At 41.4% G+C, this 20,162-nt stretch carries 19 protein-coding genes; 7 read left to right on the plus strand and 12 right to left on the minus strand.

All coding sequences use genetic code 11. The features are described from left to right. Positions 1-2: 2 nt before the first annotated feature. Both ACST13_RS09300 and ACST13_RS09305 read left to right on the plus strand, forming a co-directional pair. Positions 3-659: a 3-keto-disaccharide hydrolase gene (locus tag ACST13_RS09300; protein WP_459522918.1), complete on the plus strand. Its 657-nt coding sequence runs from the start codon at positions 3-5 to the stop codon at positions 657-659. Next, on the plus strand, positions 656-2,146 hold the full coding sequence (locus ACST13_RS09305) for a Gfo/Idh/MocA family protein (RefSeq protein ID WP_459522919.1): 1,491 nt from the start codon (positions 656-658) through the stop codon (positions 2,144-2,146). The genes ACST13_RS09300 and ACST13_RS09305 overlap by 4 nt, the downstream gene beginning before the upstream one ends. Here the strand turns inward: ACST13_RS09305 and ACST13_RS09310 are convergent. Genes ACST13_RS09310 through ACST13_RS09320 form a run of 3 tightly spaced genes read right to left on the minus strand, consistent with a single transcriptional unit; the run spans position 2,143 to position 5,359 of the window. Then, positions 2,143-3,357, minus strand: coding sequence for an MFS transporter (locus tag ACST13_RS09310; RefSeq protein ID WP_459522920.1), 1,215 nt, complete (start codon positions 3,355-3,357; stop codon positions 2,143-2,145). The two genes, ACST13_RS09305 and ACST13_RS09310, sit on opposite strands and share 4 nt — an antisense overlap. After that, positions 3,354-4,052, minus strand: a complete 699-nt coding sequence (locus ACST13_RS09315; RefSeq protein ID WP_459522921.1) for an alpha/beta hydrolase — start codon at positions 4,050-4,052, stop codon at positions 3,354-3,356. Before ACST13_RS09315 ends, ACST13_RS09310 begins: the two co-directional genes overlap by 4 nt. Then, on the minus strand, positions 4,052-5,359 hold the full coding sequence (locus ACST13_RS09320) for a flavin-containing monooxygenase (RefSeq protein ID WP_459522922.1): 1,308 nt from the start codon (positions 5,357-5,359) through the stop codon (positions 4,052-4,054). The genes ACST13_RS09315 and ACST13_RS09320 overlap by 1 nt, the downstream gene beginning before the upstream one ends. Positions 5,360-5,477: 118 nt before the next feature. Here ACST13_RS09320 and ACST13_RS09325 point away from each other — a divergent pair, with 118 nt between their 5' ends. From ACST13_RS09325 to ACST13_RS09340, 4 genes are all read left to right on the plus strand, one after another. Next, entirely contained in the window at positions 5,478-6,215 is a 738-nt protein-coding gene (locus tag ACST13_RS09325) for an alpha/beta fold hydrolase (protein ID WP_459522923.1), read from the plus strand. Further along, complete coding sequence (locus ACST13_RS09330) at positions 6,216-6,644, plus strand: ACT domain-containing protein (RefSeq protein WP_459522924.1); 429 nt, start codon at positions 6,216-6,218, stop codon at positions 6,642-6,644. 139 nt (positions 6,645-6,783) lie between these two features. Further along, positions 6,784-7,986 carry a hypothetical protein gene (locus tag ACST13_RS09335; RefSeq protein WP_459522925.1) on the plus strand — a complete coding sequence of 401 codons (1,203 nt, stop codon included), beginning with the start codon at positions 6,784-6,786 and terminating at the stop codon, positions 7,984-7,986. Beyond that, positions 7,980-8,843, plus strand: coding sequence for an EamA family transporter (locus ACST13_RS09340; RefSeq protein ID WP_459522926.1), 864 nt, complete (start codon positions 7,980-7,982; stop codon positions 8,841-8,843). The genes ACST13_RS09335 and ACST13_RS09340 overlap by 7 nt, the downstream gene beginning before the upstream one ends. Here ACST13_RS09340 and ACST13_RS09345 read toward each other — a convergent pair. The 5 genes from ACST13_RS09345 to ACST13_RS09365 form a co-directional block, all read right to left on the minus strand. After that, positions 8,828-9,136, minus strand: a complete 309-nt coding sequence (locus ACST13_RS09345) for a hypothetical protein (protein WP_459522927.1) — start codon at positions 9,134-9,136, stop codon at positions 8,828-8,830. The two genes, ACST13_RS09340 and ACST13_RS09345, sit on opposite strands and share 16 nt — an antisense overlap. A gap of 90 nt (positions 9,137-9,226) precedes the next feature. After that, positions 9,227-11,629, minus strand: coding sequence for a zinc-dependent metalloprotease (locus tag ACST13_RS09350; protein ID WP_459522928.1), 2,403 nt, complete (start codon positions 11,627-11,629; stop codon positions 9,227-9,229). A 60-nt stretch (positions 11,630-11,689) separates the two neighbouring features. Then, on the minus strand, positions 11,690-12,640 hold the full coding sequence (locus ACST13_RS09355; protein ID WP_459522929.1) for a phytanoyl-CoA dioxygenase family protein: 951 nt from the start codon (positions 12,638-12,640) through the stop codon (positions 11,690-11,692). Positions 12,641-12,663: 23 nt separating this feature from the next. Continuing rightward, on the minus strand, positions 12,664-13,620 hold the full coding sequence (locus ACST13_RS09360; RefSeq protein WP_459522930.1) for a Fic family protein: 957 nt from the start codon (positions 13,618-13,620) through the stop codon (positions 12,664-12,666). A gap of 314 nt (positions 13,621-13,934) precedes the next feature. Next, positions 13,935-14,603, minus strand: coding sequence for a hypothetical protein (locus tag ACST13_RS09365; RefSeq protein WP_459522931.1), 669 nt, complete (start codon positions 14,601-14,603; stop codon positions 13,935-13,937). Between the two features lie 169 nt (positions 14,604-14,772). On the opposite strand from ACST13_RS09365, the gene ACST13_RS09370 reads away from it, so the two are divergent. Then, positions 14,773-15,264, plus strand: a complete 492-nt coding sequence (locus tag ACST13_RS09370; RefSeq protein ID WP_459522932.1) for an ester cyclase — start codon at positions 14,773-14,775, stop codon at positions 15,262-15,264. A gap of 17 nt (positions 15,265-15,281) precedes the next feature. On the opposite strand, the gene ACST13_RS09375 is transcribed toward ACST13_RS09370, so the two are convergent. The 4 genes from ACST13_RS09375 to ACST13_RS09390 all read right to left on the minus strand — a co-directional run bounded on the left by ACST13_RS09375 (position 15,282) and on the right by ACST13_RS09390 (position 20,146). Next, positions 15,282-16,463, minus strand: coding sequence for a helix-turn-helix domain-containing protein (locus tag ACST13_RS09375; protein WP_459522933.1), 1,182 nt, complete (start codon positions 16,461-16,463; stop codon positions 15,282-15,284). 115 nt (positions 16,464-16,578) lie between these two features. After that, positions 16,579-17,973, minus strand: a complete 1,395-nt coding sequence (locus ACST13_RS09380; protein WP_459522934.1) for a Gfo/Idh/MocA family protein — start codon at positions 17,971-17,973, stop codon at positions 16,579-16,581. Between the two features lie 45 nt (positions 17,974-18,018). Next, a complete protein-coding gene (locus tag ACST13_RS09385; protein WP_459522935.1) occupies positions 18,019-18,945 on the minus strand; it encodes a sugar phosphate isomerase/epimerase family protein in 927 nt (308 codons plus the stop codon). A gap of 151 nt (positions 18,946-19,096) precedes the next feature. After that, entirely contained in the window at positions 19,097-20,146 is a 1,050-nt protein-coding gene (locus ACST13_RS09390; RefSeq protein WP_459522936.1) for a helix-turn-helix transcriptional regulator, read from the minus strand. Between the last annotated feature and the right edge of the window lie 16 nt (positions 20,147-20,162).

Raw genomic sequence — 20,162 nt, forward strand, 5'->3', positions numbered from 1 at the left:
TCATGAATAAATTAAAAGCCGTCTGCCTTTTGGCATTCTTATTCCTTAGCGCTGACGTTTTCGCTCAAGCTTGGAAACCACTATTTAACGGAAAAGATTTAACGGGTTGGAAGCATGCAGGTGCTGGAAGTCGCTTCGTCGAAAACGGATTATTAGCGAGTAAAGGGGGCATGGGACTTTTGTATTGGGCCGGCGGAAAATTAGGTAATTGCCAAATCCGCGTAGTCTATAAAATGCAAAACTTCAACAGCAATTCGGGTATATTTATTCGCGTTCCAGCGGAGCCTAAAGAAGAATGGATGCCGGTTTTTTATGGTTATGAAGTGCAAATCGATAATCACCCGGAGACCTCTAACGAAGACGAATACCACATCAGTGGAACGCTATACGCCTTTACCAAACCGAAAAGCAAGCCAGGGAAGCCAGGTCCAGAATGGAATACGATGTTGATAACCTTAGACGGCCCACGAACGATTGTTCATTTGAATGATCAATTAGTGACCGACTATCGAGAGGGGGAGCCTGTTCCTCCGCGTAAATTTGACTTTGAACCGTATCCAGGTATTCGACCCAATTCCGGTTATTTTGGTTTGCAAAATCATGGGGACGAGGATGTTGTTTATTTTAAAGAAGTATCCATTAGACCCCTAAAAAAATGAAACGTTCCGAATTTATCAAGAAGAGTACCTTAGCTTCGGCGGGTTTTTTCATCGTGCCTCGTCACGTTTTGGGCGGGAAAGGTTTTGTCGCGCCGAGTGATAAACTTATTATCGCGGCCATCGGTTGCGGAGGCGAGGGGGATAATGATATTCAGCATTTGGCCAAAACCCCTAATAACAATTCTACCATCGGATTTTTATGTGATGTGGATGACCGTCAAGGAGCGACTAAACGAAAGCAATTTCCGAAGGCGAAATTTTACCAAGACTGGCGCGAATTATTCGACAAGGAAAACAAAAACTTCGATGCGGTTACCGTGGCCATCCCGGATCATAACCATGCCGTAGTCGGTTTGCGAGCGATGCAAATGAAGAAGCATTTATACCTCCAAAAACCCTTAACTCACGACATTCACGAAGCGAGAATTATCACGCAGGCAGCCAGTAAATATAAAGTGGTCACCCAAATGGGAGATCAAGGAGCTTCTTGCGAAGGGATGCAAACGATGCGCGAATGGATCGAGGCAGATTTAATAGGAGAAATCAATAAAGTGTATTGTTGGACGGATCGCCCGGTTTGGCCGCAAGGTATTTCGTGGCCTAAAACGCCGGCTAAAATCCCCAAGGAATTAAACTGGGATTTGTGGTTGGGGACAGCACAGAATACAAATTACATTGAGAATTTAGTGCCCTTTAACTGGCGTGGCTGGTGGGATTTTGGGACGGGAGCTTTGGGCGATATGGGTTGCCATATCATGGGTCCTCCTTTTAAATTATTGCATTTAGGCTATCCGACGGAGGTTTCCGGAAGTGCATCTACTACCTATAGCGGTGTATTTAAGGAATCAGCTTTCCCTGAAAGTGGTCCTATTTCTAGTTCGCTGAAGTACCGTTTCCAACAGGCAAATGGTAAGGATTTGGATTTGTATTGGATGGATGGTGGTATCACGCCGGAGCGTTTACAAGCTTTAGCGCCGGAAGTAAATATGAACGATGCCTTAGGCGATTATCCTGGAGAAAATGACTTCGAAGGTTCTACCTTATTTGTGGGGAGCAAAGGAGTAATTGCCTGCGGCTGGGGCGGTAGTCATCCGCGACTTTTCTCTAAAGAATTGCAAGAAGCGGCGAGTCATATTCCCCAAAAATACCCGCGCGTAAAAGGTGGAATGGATGGGCATTGGTGGCAATGGATTGATGCAAGTATCGCTGGCTATGGAAATAGGGAGGTGAGTTCACCATTCGAAGGATATGGCGGGCCATTGACCGAAACCGTTTTATTAGGTAATTTATTGCTTCGTAGCTTTAATATCCGCGAGAAAGTGGAGAAAATGGATCCTGTTTACGGAAAGATGACAGGCTATACGTACAGTGGTCGATATAAGGCTTTGCAGTGGGATGGGGCATCGATGCGCGTGACTAATTATGAGCCGGCGAATCAATTCGTCAAGAGAACATATCGTAGTGGATGGGGTGATTTAGTGCTCTAGGCTTGGAATAGTTTTACCCGTTTATTGTTTACGATTGGTTTGGCCCAAAAACCCATACTGAAAATAAACGCTAGGCTGATAAATAAGACGCTCATTCCTATTTTAAGTCCTACTAAATCGCCGATTCCACCGATGATGAACGGGAAAATGGCTCCACCGACTATTCCCGTCACAAGTATTCCCGAGAAGGATCCGTGGTGTTCTTTGACCGAATTTAAGGCCAAAGAAAAGATGATAGGGTAGATGACCGAGGCAAAAAATCCGACTAAAGGAAAGGCCACTAAAGCCATACCTACATCCCCCCATAGCCCCAATCCTAAGCAAATCATGGCTAGAAAAGTAAAGGCGGATAGCACAAGTCGACTATCGAGAAACTTCAAAAGTCCTAATCCTACAATTCCCCCAGCCGTCATTAAACCCCAAAAATAGGCAATGGAATCAGCCCCATCTGTCTGTGGATCCACCTGGTGGTAGGTCGATAAAAATTGGGATAGCCACGTCGCAATTCCTTGCTCAGTACCTACATAGCAGAACATAGCTGTAAAGTATAAAATCACGTATTTGTTTTTGAACAAAATCCAATGAACCGCTAGCGGACCCGGTTTTTCATTTTCATCTAATTCAACATCTGGGAAAGTGGAGAAAAAGCTGATTGCCACCATCAATAAACTAATCAGGATAAATAAAAGATAGAGTGAAATCCAGGGATATTCACTTGGAACGAGTCCGTCGAAGAAGGATTTTTTGGCAATAAAAACCTGATAAACTAAGGGACTCAGGAAAGAGGCGAAACCAAAAATCAACTGCGCCAATACCGAATAATTCGCATAATTCTCTTCTCCCCCCGAGGTGCGAAGCAAGGGGTTAATAACCACCTGAAGCATGGACATTCCGCTCCCAATAAAAAACAAGGAAAGGATTGCGGTTAAATAATGCGGGGAAATAACAATCAGTAGGGAACCCAAACTCGCTAAACCAAAAGCGAACATCATCACTTTTTTCTCTTTATAAACCTCCAATAAAATGCCAGCTGGGATCGACATGATGCCATAGGCAATGAAGAAGGCAAAAGGGAGCAAGGAAACGAGCGTCAGATTTAGGTGAAAACTGGTAATCAAATCCGGAATAATAGGCCCGATTATATTCGATATGAACGAGATGACAAAGAATGTCAATAAAATCAAAAGAACGATTTTGGGGCTTTTTTTCATTGTTTGTTTATCCATTGGTGTATCACATCGGCAGTTTTCGTGTAGTCTTCATCGAGCATCAAATCGTGTGAACCGCCTTCGATGATTTCAAGTTCCGCTTGATAGTGTTTCGCAGTTTGCTGAAATTCATTTACACTGATAAATCCGTCTTTCGAACCGCCTAAAACTAATAATGGCTTTGAAATAGGGTGAAATATAGGGAGAAATAAGGCCAAATAAGCTATAAAAGATTCCGCGCACATAAATGATGCAAAACGAGACGGTTCATTGAACATTAATTGTGGATATTTTTTGAATCCGCCCAGTAAATTCAATTGTAGTAAATAGGGAATCAAACCTGGGTAACGAAAGAGCGCTCGCAAGCTCGCGCGCAAAACTCCAGCTGGAGGTACTGACGACATTAATATCGCTTTTTTGCAAGAGCCTTTTTGTAGAAAGCGTTGTAGAATCATGCCACCCATGGAATGCCCGATGATGATGGGTGGCTGATCTAATTTTGCCACGGCCTGATGCAGCGCCTGAACATACTCGTTTAAAGAATACGATATGCGCCTCGTACTACCTGGTGTTTCGTGTCCTGGTAGATTGACTGCGATGCAATCATGGCCAAGTTTTTTAAAATAAGGGATGAAATATTCCTCCCAGCACCAAGCGCCGTGACACATACCATGAACAAAAACGATCGTTTCTTTCATCAGATAGCTGATTTACTGACGTAGTTTTTAGGTAGGTGTTTCTTAAGTTGTTTAACAAATAAATGGAAATCCACCGTGATGGTATGTCGCGGGGTTTTGATTTGATTCAAATGGGGATGGGTGACTTCTCTTTGGCATAATTCAGCGATGTTTTCTGGTCTTTGCCAAAGTCCTTTAATCGCCCTCGCCGCAATTTTACTCTGTAATTCTGCACCCGGCCAAATACATCCCAGCGGCTGGAACATACCTACGAAATACAGATTCTCGTATTTCTCATGTAGCATTTTCAAATACAAAGGAACATCCCCCTCACTGTAATTTAGGAAGTCTTTGCGGAAAAATGGATGTTCTAAAATATAGCCGGTGCAAGCGATGATGGTATCAAATTCCTCCACTGAGCCATCTTTAAAGTGGACATTTTTTCCTTCAATGTGATCGATATCGCCTTTCGGGAATACTTTTCCATGCCTAACTTTATACAATAACTCTTCATTGATAGTCGGATGAGTTGCCGTAATAGCATGTTTGGGTTCTTGAAGACCGTAGATTTCATTAGATCCAGAAAATATTTTGACGGATAATTCCGAGAAGAAAAATTTCAATCGGGTAGGTAGCCACGTTAAACGCGAAGCAACCACATCGCTCGGTTTTCCAAACAAAAACTTAGGCACAATCCGGTACCCTCTTCTCCAACTAATGCTCGTTTTTTTACTCACGCGGCTCGTCTCTACCGCCACATCACAAGCTGAATTTCCGCCACCTATCACTAAAATGCATTGATCGCGAAATGGTTCTGCTTTTTTGAAGTCATGCGAGTGCATAAACTTTCCAGTGAATTCTCCTGGATACTGGGGCATTCTAGGCAACCAATGGTGGCCGTTGCAAACGACTAGGTGGGTGAAAATTTCGATTTTTTCCACGCCATCCTTCTCCGTTATAATGACCCAATTTTTAGCTTCATCTAATTCACAAGACTTCACTAAGGTATTGAATTCGATGTTTTCGTGGAGATTAAAATGCGCAGCATAGCCCTGAAAATAGCGTCTTAATTGATCATGCGATGGATAATCAGGCATCCCTTTTTCAAAATCATCGAACGTAAAGTCTTCGTATTGTGATAAGGTTTTAGAACTAATAATGTGCGTCGTCTCAAAGACGCTAGAGTGTCCTGTTTTCTCATTATAGACCCAATTGCCACCTACTTGGGTATTGAATTCATAACAAACAGCCTCTAGGCCTTGATCTAATAAATTTTTCAATGCGGTGATTCCAGATGGACCGGCACCGATTACGCACACTTTTTTCATTGTTTAGAGAGTCTTTTATCAAATATAATAAAAAGAGAACTTGTTCCCATTTCCGCAAAGGGAACAAGTTCAATTGTAATAAAACCAAATTCTCTATCTAATTGTTGTTCTTTAACCTATGAAAAAACTATTCTTCTGCTTGCTAATCAGTCTTTCGACTTTTGGCCAAAAACAAATCCCCTACGGTTCTAATCCTAAAGCTGGTCATTATGCCTCTATTCGTGGTATTCAAATATATTATGAGATTTATGGAAAAGGGGAGCTGCTTTTATTTATCCATGGTAATAATGGATCGATTCAAGATTCCTTGAGTTATGAACAGATGGCAGATGACTTTGCATCTTTATTGGATTACCTAAAATTGGATTCAGTGAATGTAGTGGGTTGGAGTGATGGCGGAATTAATGGGCTTTTACTGGCTAGTAGACACCCTATAAAAGTACGTAAACTGGCGGTTACTGGAGCAAATTTGACTCCCGAACCAGTGAAAAGTACGGATGCTTGGGTGGTGGAAAATGAATACCATGTGATTGATAGTTTATCAAGACTGCCTGTCAATGCGGAGAGTAAGCGTCAATTAAAATTACATCGATTGCTAGTCAATGAGCCTCATATTTCACGCGCGGAATTGAATAAAATTCATTGTCCTACGCTCGTGATTGGTGGCGATCATGATGTGATTATGCCGCGTCATACCTTAGAAATTGCGGAGGCCATACCGCGTTCTTATTTATGGATTTTGCCAAATTCTGGGCATTCAACTCCCATTGCATATAAAGACTTATTCAATTCAACTATTCTTGAATTCTTGAAAAACCCGTATCGAAAAATTGAGAAGCAAGCTAAATTTTACTAAATGAAAAAAATACTTCTCTTTCTGTTTGTTTGCTTTTTTGCGAATGCTCAAAAACGCAACCTTACGCTATCCCTTATGCCGGACTCCTACGCGGTTTGTCGCTTATCATCAGACTCGAAAGTACCAGATTGGGCATACCAAGGGTCATTCTATTCCATATCGAAAACGAGTGATGAATTATCCATTGTGGTGGATCAGCGCTTTGCTCCTTCAGGAATTAAGAAAGCAGAGAATTGTAAAGGATTTAAGATCGAGGGTCCATTGGACTTTTCGATAACCGGTATATTAGCGGCTTTGTCGAAGACTTTGGCAGATAATAAAATCCCCTTATTCTGTGTAAGTACGTTCGATACAGATTACATTCTGGTCGAAAGTAAATACTATGAGCAGGCGAAAAAAGTACTGGCGATTGAGAACACAATTAAATAAAAAAAGGCTCACCGGATGATGGTGAGCCCTAATTCTTTTGTCCAAATGAGTCTAAATAGTCTGTTTTTATCGTTCGTCGAAATTGCAGATTTGGCTTGAATGATATTAATCGTATATTTCGTGGTAATTGTTCTAAAATATGCCAGCATCTATACCCATCAGTTTTCACGAAAAAAAGTGGGTCGTTAAAATTATCCAAGACGTTTATGGAATACGGGTTATAGATGCCTATTCTTGCCAAAAACTAAGTGAAGAACTAGAGCGAAAAGCTAAAATCTCCATTTCATACAATACCTTAAGAAGGCTTTTTGGCATTATTAAGGGACCCACGAATGCCTCCCGATTTACGTTAGATAGCCTTTGTAAAGGAATGGGCTACACTGATTTTACCGCCTTTCAACAGGCCGTAAATCAATTCGAAAAAGATTTTTTCAACGAAATGCTTATTTTGAATCGATTGGGAAATCGAAAAGATGATCAGATTATCTTGGGAATTGTTCAGCAATTTCAGATGAAGACTTGGGATGAGGTGTACCAGTTTAAATCGATCATTGACCTTTGTTTAGAAGTCAAAAACTTTGATCTGTTAACTCAAATATTCGAACTCCCGTTTGATACGAATAGCGAGGATGTGACTTGGCGACTCTATGTTTCCTTTCAATCCATTTACGTACAAAGTTGCCAAAACAATGAAGCAGTTATCAACTATGTCGCTGGCTTATTGAAGACGAATGAACTGGCACAGCGAATTCTATTGCAACTATTTGTAGAGGAGGATTGCTTACAAGGCTACTATGGCAAATGGCTCTTAGCTACTTCAGAGGATTTAGTAGAGGATATGCCGGTCTTTAAGAATTTGTTGCTGTGTCAGTTAGCTTTCGAGCTACACGATATACCTGATGCTAAACGGCATTTAGCGTTGAGTAAAAATGCTTTTCAGGAGGGAATACACCCTAATTTAAAAGGTCGAATTGCTGCTTGGGATTATATCTTGGAATCAAGATCCGAAACGGCTCACCAATTTGTTAATGGATTGAAGGACTTCTCGTCTAAACTTTCTTTTTTGGTCTTTTTCTATCGATTATTGGAAGTGTATCAGCAGGATTTAAGTGTTTTTGATTTTATTGGAGGATTTGTGGTGGACGATTTACTGATTAATTTTTCGTTTCCAGAAAAGCATAATCTCAATAAAATGTATTTGTTGAAAGCCCGTTATTTTATCCAAAAAGGCAACAAAGTGGAGGCTCGCTCAGCGATGAGTCAGATCAACTTGCTGTACATTTACAGTTGCGATAAGGGTTGGGTAAACCAGCAAGTAGCCATTATAGAAGCGGCATGTTAGGTTTTCTGTATAATCTATTCAGTTCTGCTTTTTATGGCTTTAGCAATGCCTATTGGAAAAAAGTGATTCAGGACGCGCCTTTTTTACAAGTCATTTTTGTTCGCGGCCTGTATACTACTTCGTTTTTTGGTCTTTGTTATTTGGCTGATTTTCAGTGGAGTATTTTTACGCCTTGGTTAGGTGAGCGCCCAGTATTTACGGCTGCGGAACTGGCAATGAATATCGGTTTGTGCGTTTTTAGTTTTTTTGGTTTGTATTTTTTTGTCCGTTCCTTGAAAACAGAGGCGGTCTCTCTGGTATCTCCCATTTCATCGATTAACTTATTCGGCATGTTAACCGCTGTCTTATTTTTAGGGGATACGTGGGGATTCGCTTACTCAATGGCAAGTCTTTGCGTGGTGGGTGGTGTTTTTTTACTCTTCCAAAGTGATTGGCACTTTAGCTCGATGAGCTCTTTTATCAAGGCTTTAGGAGGCAGTATTTTAGCTTCTTTTTTCTGGGGGGTATCCTATGCTTTGTTTAAGTATCCTGTGGCTTGGCTCGGCGTAATCCCGTTTTCCTTTTTATTAGAATTGTGTGTGACCCTCTGTGTAGGAGTTTTCCTCCTTTTCCAAAAGCAAAAATGGCAGCAAATCCCACAGGCACCTATCCGCATTTTAGCACTATGCATCATTTTAGGTTCGGTATTTTTGAATATTGGCTACCAGAATGCTTCTGTAACACAAATCATCTTTGTGAGTAAATCCCAGCTTATTTTAACCTTGATTTTTGGCCAAATCCTCTACCGCGAAAAAGTAAGGCCCCTAAAATTATTGGGGATTGCTTTGTTGATTTTGTCGATTTATTTGGTCATGTAAAGCATCATCGCTAGGTAACTTTTAAACCCAAAAGCCTCCTTAGGTCGTAAATGCCGAAGCGAACAAAAACGGTTTTTTGTCAGGGCGATGAAGGTGTCAGCTAGTACCAGATTTTCGATTGTCCGCACCTGAATCACGTCATTTACTGGGAAGGTGTTCACTAACTTTTTCCATCGGAATAAACGAAGCGAATACACCTCGATTTTGCCATCCCGAATGATGACTTCACGCCCTTCTTTTCCCATTAATAAAACGTAAAAAGGACTTTTGCAGAGATAGTGTTTTGTTTCCATAGCGTTTTAATTTCTATGGAATAAAGCTACGCTAACCGCGGGATACATCCTTTGGCCAAATGGGGCCAAATGTGTTCAAATGAGTACAGCCTATTCGAAGCAATCCATCCCTATTGGCGCTCCATCTGGAATCACTGGCGTTTGCATTGGTTTCCAATCGGCTGGATTCGCTTTGAATTGATCAATAGTTTGCACGAGGTAGGCTGCAAATGCACCTGACTTCTTGCTGTACAGGTATCTAATTCCAGTCACTGAGGCATTGACCTCTGCCGCCGCCAGTGATGATATCGACGGAGCATTTAACACGTTCAATAATGATGAAACTACTTTGAAATTGATGGTCTCTTGCGTCGCTTGTAAATAGGGATCCGAATGTGCCGTGTAAAGAGTCGCATTTAATAATGTACTTAATGTCTCTGAAACGCCTAATTGCTTCGAATTCACCGCTTTATTTCCGGCTAATCGCGAAAGGCGATCTGGGTGTAATAAGAAGTCCAAAGTAAAATCTGCAGCGGATTCTACCGCCCCGAAAGGATCAAAGGTGATCCCTGTCTTCCCCTTGAAAGATTCACGGGTACGGTCATTATTGAATGCGCGAGGAGGAAATAGTGCTAATTTCTCTTTAGGGATGGCCAGTGTGCGCGCATCCAACGTCTGAGTCACCGCTTTTAAAGCTTGCACTTGTAACGCAACCGAAGCGGGTTCTAGGACTAATTCCTTGCCACCTCTCACCGCGTAATTATACTCGGATCCACCGATGATTTTGGTGGTCGCTTCTGTTTGGTAGCGGTGCAAGAAATACAAAGGAACAAAGACGTCTTCCAGATGAGAATAAGTTTCGTTCGGGCGAATGTTTTTGATAGAAAAGTTAGCAATTGCTTTTTGGCGAACAGTTAAAATATGCTCAAGCTCGTCTACGATGGTTTTTCCATTGTCCCAAAGGTGAGCGTAGATATGTGCCCCACCCGGGTTGCGGGCATCGGAGTCGGTGATGAAGCGAAGCCCTTTCGTATATGCATTATCAATGACTTGATTTAATTCCGCTGTGGTTTTATGGTCTCCGTAAGCGTAATCAACCGATACCTTGTCCCAATCGCCGATTTTAGTGTCATAGGCGTGGCTAAAATCTATTTGGTCTCCTTTGAAATCAATTTGAGGATGAGGGTAATCCATTACACTCGTATTTTCTCGAGCACTTGCCGCATAATTGTGTGCAAAACCTATTGTATGGCCTATTTCATGCGCTGCGAGTTGTCTAATTCGGGCCAAAGCCATCGCCATTATCGGCCCGTTCGCTGAGCCATCCTTTGTGTCCGCGATGCCAAAAGGGGCGTTCATTAAGGCCTGCGCAATCAAGAAGTCTTGTCGAATGCGAAGGCTTCCTAAACTTACGTGGCCCTTCATGATTTCACCCGTGCGAGGGTCTGTTATGCTAGAACCATAACTCCAGCCACGCGTAGAACGGTGCACCCATTGGATGACGTGGTAGCGAACATCCATCGGATCTGCGTCTTCTGGCAATAATTTGACCTGGAAAGCATCCTTATATCCGATGGATTCGAATGCCTGGTTCCACCAGCGACCACCCTCCATCAAAGCAGAGCGAACTGGTTCTGGGGTGCCATTATCTAAATAATAAATGATGGGTTTTACGGCCTCGCTCACCGCCGCTTTCGGATCTTTTTTCTCCAAACGGTGACGCGTAATCCATTGCTTCAATACCACCTCATTCACAGGAGAAGAGTAGTCTTGGAAAGAGATTGCATTCGCTCCTGAACGGGGATCAAATAAACGCGGAGTGTACTTATTGTCTGGTAGTTCAATAAAGATATGGTGCTCTACCACCGTTATGTAATCCGCATTAGGTGCTACAGAACGAATTTCTGCTCCTGTGCCATTGCCCGCAAAAGTCAAGCGCGCCTCGAATTCCGTATTTTTAGGGAAGGATTTTGTGCGCTCTAAAGCCAAAGAACTTTTGGACTTATCTAAACTATACGATCCTTGTTTTGCCTGGGTTAAGCGTTTTAAAACCCCATGTGCATCTTGCATCAGGAAATCGGTGATGTCGATTAAATAGGCTCCGTCAGAAGCGCTTTCGATCTTAAATCCATACAATACGGACTTTGCGAATGCCTGCTGCACAGATAATTTCTCTAAAGGATTAGTCGTATTCGCCCGGTATTGGGTATTCGGCTGAACTAAAAAGATTTTGTTTCCTTGTTTTTCGAAATAGACTACTTGCTCATTCCCTAATTGACCACGATCTAAGCCTAAATCGTTGTTTCCTACTCCTTGAGCTAAGGAATAAACATACATGAATTCCTCATTTAGCTTTTTGACCTCTAAATAGATTTTATCATTCGACTCATCGTAGTAGAAGTTGAAATAACCCGTGTGGGCTTTCATGGCTTTGACTTTCTCCGCGATTTGGGCGGTGGCATTTTTGCTTAAAAGGGGGCTAAATAGGACGAATAGGAGTAGCAGTTTTTTCATATCCCAATTTAGACAATTACACGAAAAAGAAAAAGCCCGAATAAATTCGAGCTTTTTCTTTTACCAGCGATCTAGTCCTAGAATCTTTTTGCCTAATGCATTCAGGCTAGCTGTTTCGTATTTCGTTTGTTCCCATTTGCGCGGATCACCTGGAAAAGCGTAGCCTTCAGGAGCGATGCGATTGCGCCAAGAATTAACCCTCCATTCTCGCAACGAGGCATTGTCTTCTTCCGCTGGCATCATGGAGACATATTGTGCACAACGCACTTGGTCACTATTATTCGCCCGGATTCCATGTGGCTGTAAGCTATTGAAAATTAACAGATCGCCGGCTTCTAGCGTCACTTTGGTAGGTGTAAAATCGGATGTATCAGGCAAGAAGCGATTTCGATCTTCAGGCTGAGTAAACTTCCAAGTATCATAATTGCGGAATAGTTCGGGAATGCATTGAAATCCTCCTATATTCTCGTCTAATTGATCTGCTAAGGCTAAAACCCCTTGCACATTCACCGGCTTCGTCTCCGGATCGTAATCCCAATGGATAAAGGCTTTATACTCATGACCCGGACGAATGGGAAAGTTCAAGTTCGCACGATCAATCGTGACCCATAATTTCTCCGTTCCCCATATATCCGCAAAAGCATCACACACCCGCTGCGTCGAGCGATTATCCCATTGCAATTGGCTATTATAACATTCCACCATCCCCGTGTTCGCCAGCTCCTTCATCTTCATTTCAGTACGAGGTGCGGTATACCAAGTCGATGAATCATTCGGATCTTTTTCTTCAAATTCATACAAGAATGCCGCCGTCTTCAAAGCTTGCTCTCTCGAAACGGCTTGCTTAATAACCACATAGCCATTATGCTTCCAAAAGGCCCAATCCTCTTCACTTAATACGCGAAGTGGTTCGCCGTTCGAACGGTCGTTTAATTTTACCGTACTGCTTTTAGCCGTGGATGGATTACCGGGAATATCGTAGTGGCCGTTGTTAGGGATGTCTGTTTTCATAGGGATTAGAATTGGAATTCAATTTACACTAAAACACGATATCTAGTTGCGTTGCGTTCCCCATAGGTCGAAAATAATTCCAAAAACACTCCCTTTTTTAGGTCTCTACTGGCCGTCGCAGTAGACAAGTTTTTAAAAACACGCTGGTAGTCTTTTCTGGAAAAATCTTTCATACCGATGAAAATAAAGTATTTAATTCGTTCTGTTTCAGATAAAACCACGTTAGTGGTGTTCAATAAATTAGCAAGGGATTTATCCAAAACCCCAAGCATATATTCGATGAAAGGTGTGGATTGTCCGCAAGCGTCGCTTGTGGCGAGTGCTTGATAATAGTCTGATTGTGAGGCTGCAATAATCGTTTCAAAGGGTAAGAATTCGAAAATGGGATGTGATTTTGATAAAAGTAAAGATTGCCAAAATCTCCCCATCCGACCATTTCCATCTAGAAAAGGATGTATGAATTCTAATTCATAATGAAATACACAACTTTTAATGAGGAGTGGATCAGGATCCTGAGCCACATAGTCGAATAAGTCGTCCATTAAATAAGGAACTCGATTTGCCGGCGGTGCAATATGCGTTAAGGTTTTTCCTTTAGTTATTCCTACGGATCTATTTCGGTATTCCCCTGGATTTATAATTAGTTCGTGCATTAATACACGATGGGCACTTAAAAACGATTTGCTTTTGGAGGGTTTAAACTCGTTCCAGCGCTCATATAAGGCCAGCGCATTGTGGACTTCTTTTTGATCTCTTTCAAAACCTAGCAGCACCTTTCCCTCTTCGATGGCTTTTATCTGCGATTCACTGAGTGAATTTCCTTCGATGCCCAGGGTTGCCTGAATCGTTTTAATTCGATTCTCCTTCCTTAGTTGAGGGGATTTTTTGTCCAAATAATGAGCGGATGCTTTCCCTATCTTCAAGGAGATGGAAGCCACTAAATTCAAAATGGAAGGCGAAATGGTATAGGGCTGCTTCATGATAGTATCATATGATACTATCAAAGGTAAAAAAAAGGCCGAAGAACAATGTCCTCCGGCCTCGTAATAGGTACTTGCGCTCCTTATTTTTTCGGGCGATAATATTGATCAATCCCTGAGATTTTTCCATTCAAGTCGAATTGGAAGAATTCTACTAATGATTTTTCCCAAACGGTTCCATCTTTAGAAACACGCTTCTCAGTAGAAGTAACTAAAACGCCAGAAACTGGATCTGTATAGGCGATCTTGAAAGGTAGAATTCCCGAAATTTTCCACTCTAGTGATTTGAAATCTGCAAAAATCGCAGGGATGTCTTATTTCTCCAAAACAATCTTATTGCCTTCGAAATCTGTGATGTTGATTTTATCCGCAAAAAATTCCATTGTAGCTGGGATATCAAAGGCATTATAAGCCTTATTGAATTTCTCGATTGCTTCTACTTCTCCTCTGTTAGAGAATTGAAAAGCTCTGCCATTAGTTTCACCTTTAGAATAAAATTTGCCACCCTCTGTTTTTCCGAATTCATTCGATTTTGGGATAGAAGAATATTGGTTGAAGTCAGAAATTTTACCTGATTGGTCTACTTTAAATAATTCGAACAAATTCATTTTTTGCTTCGAACCATCGACCGCTTCACGCTCTTCTGTCGATTGTAACATCACAATTTCATCTGTTGAACCAGCTATTTTGAGGGGTAAGATCGCATAGGGTACGTTGTTTAATTTCTTAGCATAGGCATGCCATTTTTTGTTGAAATCGCCAGTTTTTTTTTGCATCTCTGGTGAGTAAAGAGCAAGGTCTTTTTCTGCATCATTCGAGTTATAGGCTTTCACCATGTCTAAAATAACTTGGCTGCTTTTCTCTGAACCTAATTGGAATCCTTTTCCTGCATCTGGGCCAGAAAAGATTTTTCCAACTGTAGTTTGTGCAGAGACACTGAATACAGATGCGATTAACGCACCCAATAGAACAATTTTTTTCATGGTATTATGTTTTGATTAGGTCAGCAAGTAAGCGTGAATCAATGGACTTTTAAAGAAATTAGTAGTTAGATTTGTTCCCAAATGCGCAAAAGGGAACAAATGATTTTTAGTTTTTTTGGGCGCATATCTGAGGCTTTATTATGCTTGGAAAACTATTTAAACAAACAAAATGAAGAAAATTATTTTAACTCTATGCGTGGCTGCTGGATTAGTATCCTGCACGTCAGAAGCGGATCAAAATGCTATTAAGGGCACTGCTAATGTTGCCTATTACTCTCGTGTGTGGGAAGTGGCAGTTAATGAAGGTCGCACGAACATCTTAGATTCGGCCTATACGGATGATGCAGTATTGCACACGGTTCCTGAAGTGAAAGGTAAAGCGGCTTGCAAAGCTTATTATTCGAATTTTGTAACAGGTTTCTCTGATCGTCAATTTATCGTGAAAGAGATGTTTGCTGATGGCGATAAATTAGTGAAGCACTGGCAGTTCAAAGGAAAGCATACTGGAGATTTTTTTGGTATTCCTGCAACGGGTAAAACAGTGGACATGATTGGTTGTACGATTGCTAAAATGAAAGACGGAAAGATTGCTGAAGAGCAAGATTTCATGGACAACATGGTATTAATGACTCAATTAGGTCTTTTACCAGCAAGCAAGTAAAACTAAAAGGTGGAGGCTTAGGCCTCTGCCTTTTCTTTTATGTAGGCGGAAGGTGTTACTCCTTTTCTAGCTTTAAATGCATCGTTGAATTTAGAACGGGATACGAATCCAGCATCCGAAGAAATGGCTTCTATCGTAATGCGTTTTGCATTTCCCTCTTCGATTAATTGACATGCAAATTCAATACGCATGTCATTTTTCCATTCCCCAAAAGTTTTCGCTAATTCCTTATTAAAATAATTCGATAAGAATCGTTCTGGAATCTTTAGGTCAAAAGACATTTGAGATAAAGAAAAGTCCTTTTGAACGAAAGGATTTCGAGTTAGGTAGTTTTGTAAATCCTGATCAAAATTCCGATAAGTGGAGGTCTTCTTAGCTAAGTTCGATTTGATTTCCTGAAAAATCGTTGATTGAGCGAATTCTACTTTATAGGAAACATTACCGTAGAGGATTTTGGGAAAGAGAAATAAGATGAAGTTTTGGACAAAAAAACCACCACCACATATTGCAAAAAACCGAGTTTCACTAAAAATCACGTTCGAAGGGATACCTAAAATCGCATAATTATGTGCGTAAATCGTTAGCATATGCCCTAAACTATTCCCGGCAATCACTAATTGTAAGAAGATCAACGAGAAAATCCATTTCTGTATTAATCGATGATTAGAGGGTAATTCGCCGTATTTCTTCATCAATTGTCGTTTATTCCAAAGGAAATAAATGATAGAGGCTAGGCAATACAGCATCAAATGCACGGAGCGACCCTCTAATATCTGCTCAAAAGTCACCCATTGAAAGTTCAAATTATAATCTTCCGTAATATTTACAATCTCGTGTGCCATCGCCGTTTTCGTCGCTAGCGGCAAAGTGGTGAAGGGTAATGTGGCGAAAAAGGTAAATACGGCAGGCAACAAATGCAGCAAATCGCTTAGGTAGAGTTTTTTATCCTCAGAAACGGTGTTTTTGACATAAAAAAACAAGGCTGGCCCCAGCATAAACGATAGGGGTAAGAAATGCACGAAACAAATACCCTCCCAAAACTCTATTTTAGAGTAGTGTAAGCCGAAATAAACCATCAAAACGGAATTGCAGCACAGGAAAAACAAGGCTAAAAACGTATTGGATCTATTCAATGAACTAAGGTAGTACAAGAGAATAAAAGAGGTAAATATGCCGAATAGCGGTGCTAGTATTGCCAAAATATGATTTTAATCAGTCACAAGATAGGCAAAAATCTAGGTATTATGCAAAGAGGATTTTCGCAAAAGCAAGCAAAGCGGGACGATTAATCGCTCCGCGTTGCTTGCCGGAATGCTAGATTTTATAGTATTGCTCCCAACCTTTTCTTGGTTGCGCACCTACTAATAGAGAATTAGCTAACGAATTATTGGTGATTTTTTTCGTCTTGCGATCGAACAATAATTTCGTATTTAATTTTTGTGCCATAACTCCCAAAGTAAATACTTGGCTTAATGGACCAGCAATTTCGAACGGTGAACGTGTCTTCTCTTGCCCCATACATGCCTTTAAGAAATTCGCGTAGTGGTTTGAAGGGCTCTTAGGTACCTCAGGTAACTTAAGGTCCTTCGCTGCATCACCTAAGATAGAAAGCGTACTTCCGTGAGATCCACCTTTGAAGATTAAATCATTACCATAAATGATTTTTCCCGGATTTAATTTAGCTGGTTGAATTTTTCCATTGCTAGCCGGTGGAATGTTCGGGTCTAATGCATTTGTTCCATAGTTCGCAGGAACCGGCGGAATATTATTCACCCCATCATACCAAGTGATATCCATCGCTGGCATATTCTTCCGCTCTGGAAATTTAAATAGAATGGTAGAAGACATAGGGTAGAAGAAATTGTTATGTCCTTCCGCCTTTACCATATTGACTTCAGTAGGTAATCCTAGTTCTAAAAACTCATGAGCCGTATCCATGATATGTGCTCCCCAGTCTCCTAGGGCACCTAAACCATAATCAAACCAGGAGCGCCATTGTCCATTGACAAAATCTTTTTGGTATTCATGTGGCTGAACCACTCCTTGCCAAATATCCCAGTCTAAAGAAGAAGGAATCGATTCTCCAGCCGGGAATTTCGTGATTTTAGGGTCCCAACTATGCCAGCGGCGAGCCGAGTTCATGTGTGCTGTCATCGACGTCACATCTTTAATAATTCCCGCTTCTTTCCAGGCTTTGAATTGAAAATAATTGCCTTCTGAGTGGCCTTGGTTACCCATTTGAGTGACAAGGTTAGGATACTTACGTGCCGCCGCCATCATCAACTCTACCTCATTAAACGTACGAGCCATCGGTTTTTCCACAAAAACATGTTTGCCTAAACCCAAAGCCATCATGGTGATAGGGAAGTGAGAATGGTCAGGAACACCCACAGAGACAGCCTCGATTTGTGATCCCATTTTGTCAAACATCTGACGGAAATCTTGGAAACGCGGCACATCTGGAAACTTCTCTAGTACCTTTAACGTTTGCGGAGCGCCCATATCGACATCACAAAGTGCCACGATATTCGCAAGTCCCGTATTGTACAAGGACATCACATCTGAACCCCCTTGGTTACCGATACCAATGCAAGCTAGATTAACTTTTTCGCCCGGTAATTTGGAAAGTATATTGGGAAAAGCAGCAGCTGCTCCTAAAAGGCCGGCATTCTTCAGGAAGTCGCGGCGCGAATTTTGGTGTTTATTCATGATTGTTAAATAGGTTTGTTTCATAAAGCCAAAGACTCAGTCAATCTACTTAGCTAATGCCTTCCGCAATAATTCGACACTTTTTCGAACTCCAGATTTAGCATCTTCTTTCCCTTCAAATTCGATGGAAATATAGCCATGGTAGTTCACGTCTTTCAATATTTTAACAATTCTGTCGTAATCAAGTTCTAAGGAATACCATTCTCCGCCACCATAATAGGTTTTAGCCTGAACGAAGCTTGCGCGCGGTGCGATCATCTTTAATTTATCATAGGGATCCTCTAAGAAATTACCGGTATCCATCAATAAGCCTAACCAAGGGGAATTCACCGTATCTTGAAGGCGGATCATTCCTTCTGGAGTAGAACCTAAGCCCCAGTGATTTTCTAAGGCTAATAAAACGCCGCATTCCTCCGCCTTTTTTAGGCATTGTTGAATTCCGTCCACACACCATTTATAGCCGTCGTCCTCTGTATAACCCGGTAAAATCGGTTCGATTCCCCTGTTTTTCATCAAATCATCGAAGGATTTGATGGTATTCCATCTACCGGTATTTAATCGGAGGCAGGGTATTCCCATTTTATAAGCTAGTTCAATACAGTGATTTGTATGCTCCACCTGTTTTTTTAGTTCGTCCTTATCTGGAGTAACAAAACCTTGGTGAATCGAGAGGCAAGTCATGGCAATGCCGTTGACGAAGGCATGCTTTTTGAGTTTTTGGAGGTAAGCGTTGTCTTCGCTTTCCATTTGGCGATGAAGTACGTCGATTCCCTCTAATCCGAGGGCAGCAGCATCATCAATCACTTTTTCGATGGGGAATTTATCTCCCTTAAAGTGCCAATAGGAATAACTAGAGACACTTAATTTAATGGAAGGTTGTAAAGAAGGTTTAGCTGGAATGACTTGTGAAGAAGGAATTCCGCTGAGTCCGCCCGCTAACAGGGAGCTCTGAATAAAATCGCGTCTTTGCATGTTTATTTAGGTTTAGAAAACCTAAGTTAAAAAAAAAGATGAAAGAAAAGTTCTTTCATCTTGATGCACACCAAACCACTAATAGATTTTGTAATAAGCGAAGGTAAGTGTAAAAAATCAATTCCAAACCCTGACCTTTCAGATTATCAGTTTATTGATAATATAGGAGGGCTTTTTGCAGATTTTCTCGGAGTTGATTTCTTAAACTCAAAGGCTCAATCACCTGTAATTCAGTGGCATAACGTAAAAGAAAATTTTCTGCATCTTGATTTATTTCGAGTGTAAGTTCGAATAATTGCGAATCAATTTGTTTTTGAGAGGGGTGAATCGGGTATTTGGGTAAGTATTCTTTAATCCAAGAATCCGCATGTACTAGAAGTATGATTTTTTCTGCTTTTTGTGGACCGCGAAACAAACCGAGGCTGTGTTTGAAATAATCGGATGGCCTAAAATCAGGATGAATGCGTGGTTTTTTTTGAGAACTGCCTAAACGCACGGCATCCATTCGGTCTAATGCGAATAGCCGAAGTTGATCTAGTGAAATCCTCGTTTCTCCTTCTACTATTTCTTGAAACAATAAATACCAGCCCGTATACCAGCCGTTATTGTATTCTTTAATGAGTAGTGGGAGCCCAGTGACCATTTTCGACTTAGATGAGGCAGCTAAACCCTTATGAGAGATTCCAATGATTTGCTTCCCCGCGATCGCGTCCACTAGGAATTTGACGTGCTCGGATCCTGATCGATCTCCCTCATTAATCAATTCTATGGCAGGCCAGTTGGCGATTTCTTCGTGTCTGATGAGGTTATTTTCCAAAGAGATCGCCCGCAGCTTATTCACAATCCCATTCCCATTCCCCCCCCCCGTAAAAAGGTGTTTATTGAAATTGATGATAGAGGCAATTTGATCTAATTCCTTCTCTGAAAAAGAAGGGAATGCGCTAATGTCATCCCGGATATAATAGAAACGGTTTTCTGATTTGGTGTAACGAATTAAATCGCCGTCTGTTTCCTCCAGGCTAGGGTAGCGTTCAGCCAGTTTCTCTTTCAAAGCCTTGATGTCGCGGCTGAAACTTCGTTCGCTATAGCTTAGTTGGTCAAAGTGCTCCATGAAATAGTCGCTCACCGATGCAGCTCGCAGGGGAAAAGTCTTTCGCAGAAATAGATTATTAAGCTCTTTAAGGCGATCCGTTGTATTCATAACGCACAATCTAGCA

The sequence above is a fragment of the Aquirufa sp. A-Brett2-W8 genome, from assembly GCF_054558755.1.

Excerpts from the sequence above, each read along its gene's own strand:
- ACST13_RS09345 (WP_459522927.1), bottom strand. The coding sequence starts at position 9,136 with ATGGAAACAAAACACTATCTCTGCAAAAGTCCTTTTTACGTTTTATTA.
- ACST13_RS09380 (WP_459522934.1), bottom strand. The coding sequence starts at position 17,973 with ATGAATAAACACCAAAATTCGCGCCGCGACTTCCTGAAGAATGCCGGC.
- ACST13_RS09315 (WP_459522921.1), bottom strand. The coding sequence starts at position 4,052 with ATGAAAGAAACGATCGTTTTTGTTCATGGTATGTGTCACGGCGCTTGG.
- ACST13_RS09370 (WP_459522932.1), top strand. The coding sequence starts at position 14,773 with ATGAAGAAAATTATTTTAACTCTATGCGTGGCTGCTGGATTAGTATCC.
- ACST13_RS09355 (WP_459522929.1), bottom strand. The coding sequence starts at position 12,640 with ATGAAAACAGACATCCCTAACAACGGCCACTACGATATTCCCGGTAAT.
- ACST13_RS09365 (WP_459522931.1), bottom strand. The coding sequence starts at position 14,603 with ATGAAAAAAATTGTTCTATTGGGTGCGTTAATCGCATCTGTATTCAGT.
- ACST13_RS09335 (WP_459522925.1), top strand. The coding sequence starts at position 6,784 with ATGCCAGCATCTATACCCATCAGTTTTCACGAAAAAAAGTGGGTCGTT.
- ACST13_RS09310 (WP_459522920.1), bottom strand. The coding sequence starts at position 3,357 with ATGAAAAAAAGCCCCAAAATCGTTCTTTTGATTTTATTGACATTCTTT.
- ACST13_RS09330 (WP_459522924.1), top strand. The coding sequence starts at position 6,216 with ATGAAAAAAATACTTCTCTTTCTGTTTGTTTGCTTTTTTGCGAATGCT.
- ACST13_RS09390 (WP_459522936.1), bottom strand. The coding sequence starts at position 20,146 with ATGAATACAACGGATCGCCTTAAAGAGCTTAATAATCTATTTCTGCGA.
- ACST13_RS09360 (WP_459522930.1), bottom strand. The coding sequence starts at position 13,620 with ATGAAGCAGCCCTATACCATTTCGCCTTCCATTTTGAATTTAGTGGCT.
- ACST13_RS09320 (WP_459522922.1), bottom strand. The coding sequence starts at position 5,359 with ATGAAAAAAGTGTGCGTAATCGGTGCCGGTCCATCTGGAATCACCGCA.
- ACST13_RS09350 (WP_459522928.1), bottom strand. The coding sequence starts at position 11,629 with ATGAAAAAACTGCTACTCCTATTCGTCCTATTTAGCCCCCTTTTAAGC.
- ACST13_RS09305 (WP_459522919.1), top strand. The coding sequence starts at position 656 with ATGAAACGTTCCGAATTTATCAAGAAGAGTACCTTAGCTTCGGCGGGT.
- ACST13_RS09385 (WP_459522935.1), bottom strand. The coding sequence starts at position 18,945 with ATGCAAAGACGCGATTTTATTCAGAGCTCCCTGTTAGCGGGCGGACTC.
- ACST13_RS09340 (WP_459522926.1), top strand. The coding sequence starts at position 7,980 with ATGTTAGGTTTTCTGTATAATCTATTCAGTTCTGCTTTTTATGGCTTT.
- ACST13_RS09300 (WP_459522918.1), top strand. The coding sequence starts at position 3 with ATGAATAAATTAAAAGCCGTCTGCCTTTTGGCATTCTTATTCCTTAGC.
- ACST13_RS09325 (WP_459522923.1), top strand. The coding sequence starts at position 5,478 with ATGAAAAAACTATTCTTCTGCTTGCTAATCAGTCTTTCGACTTTTGGC.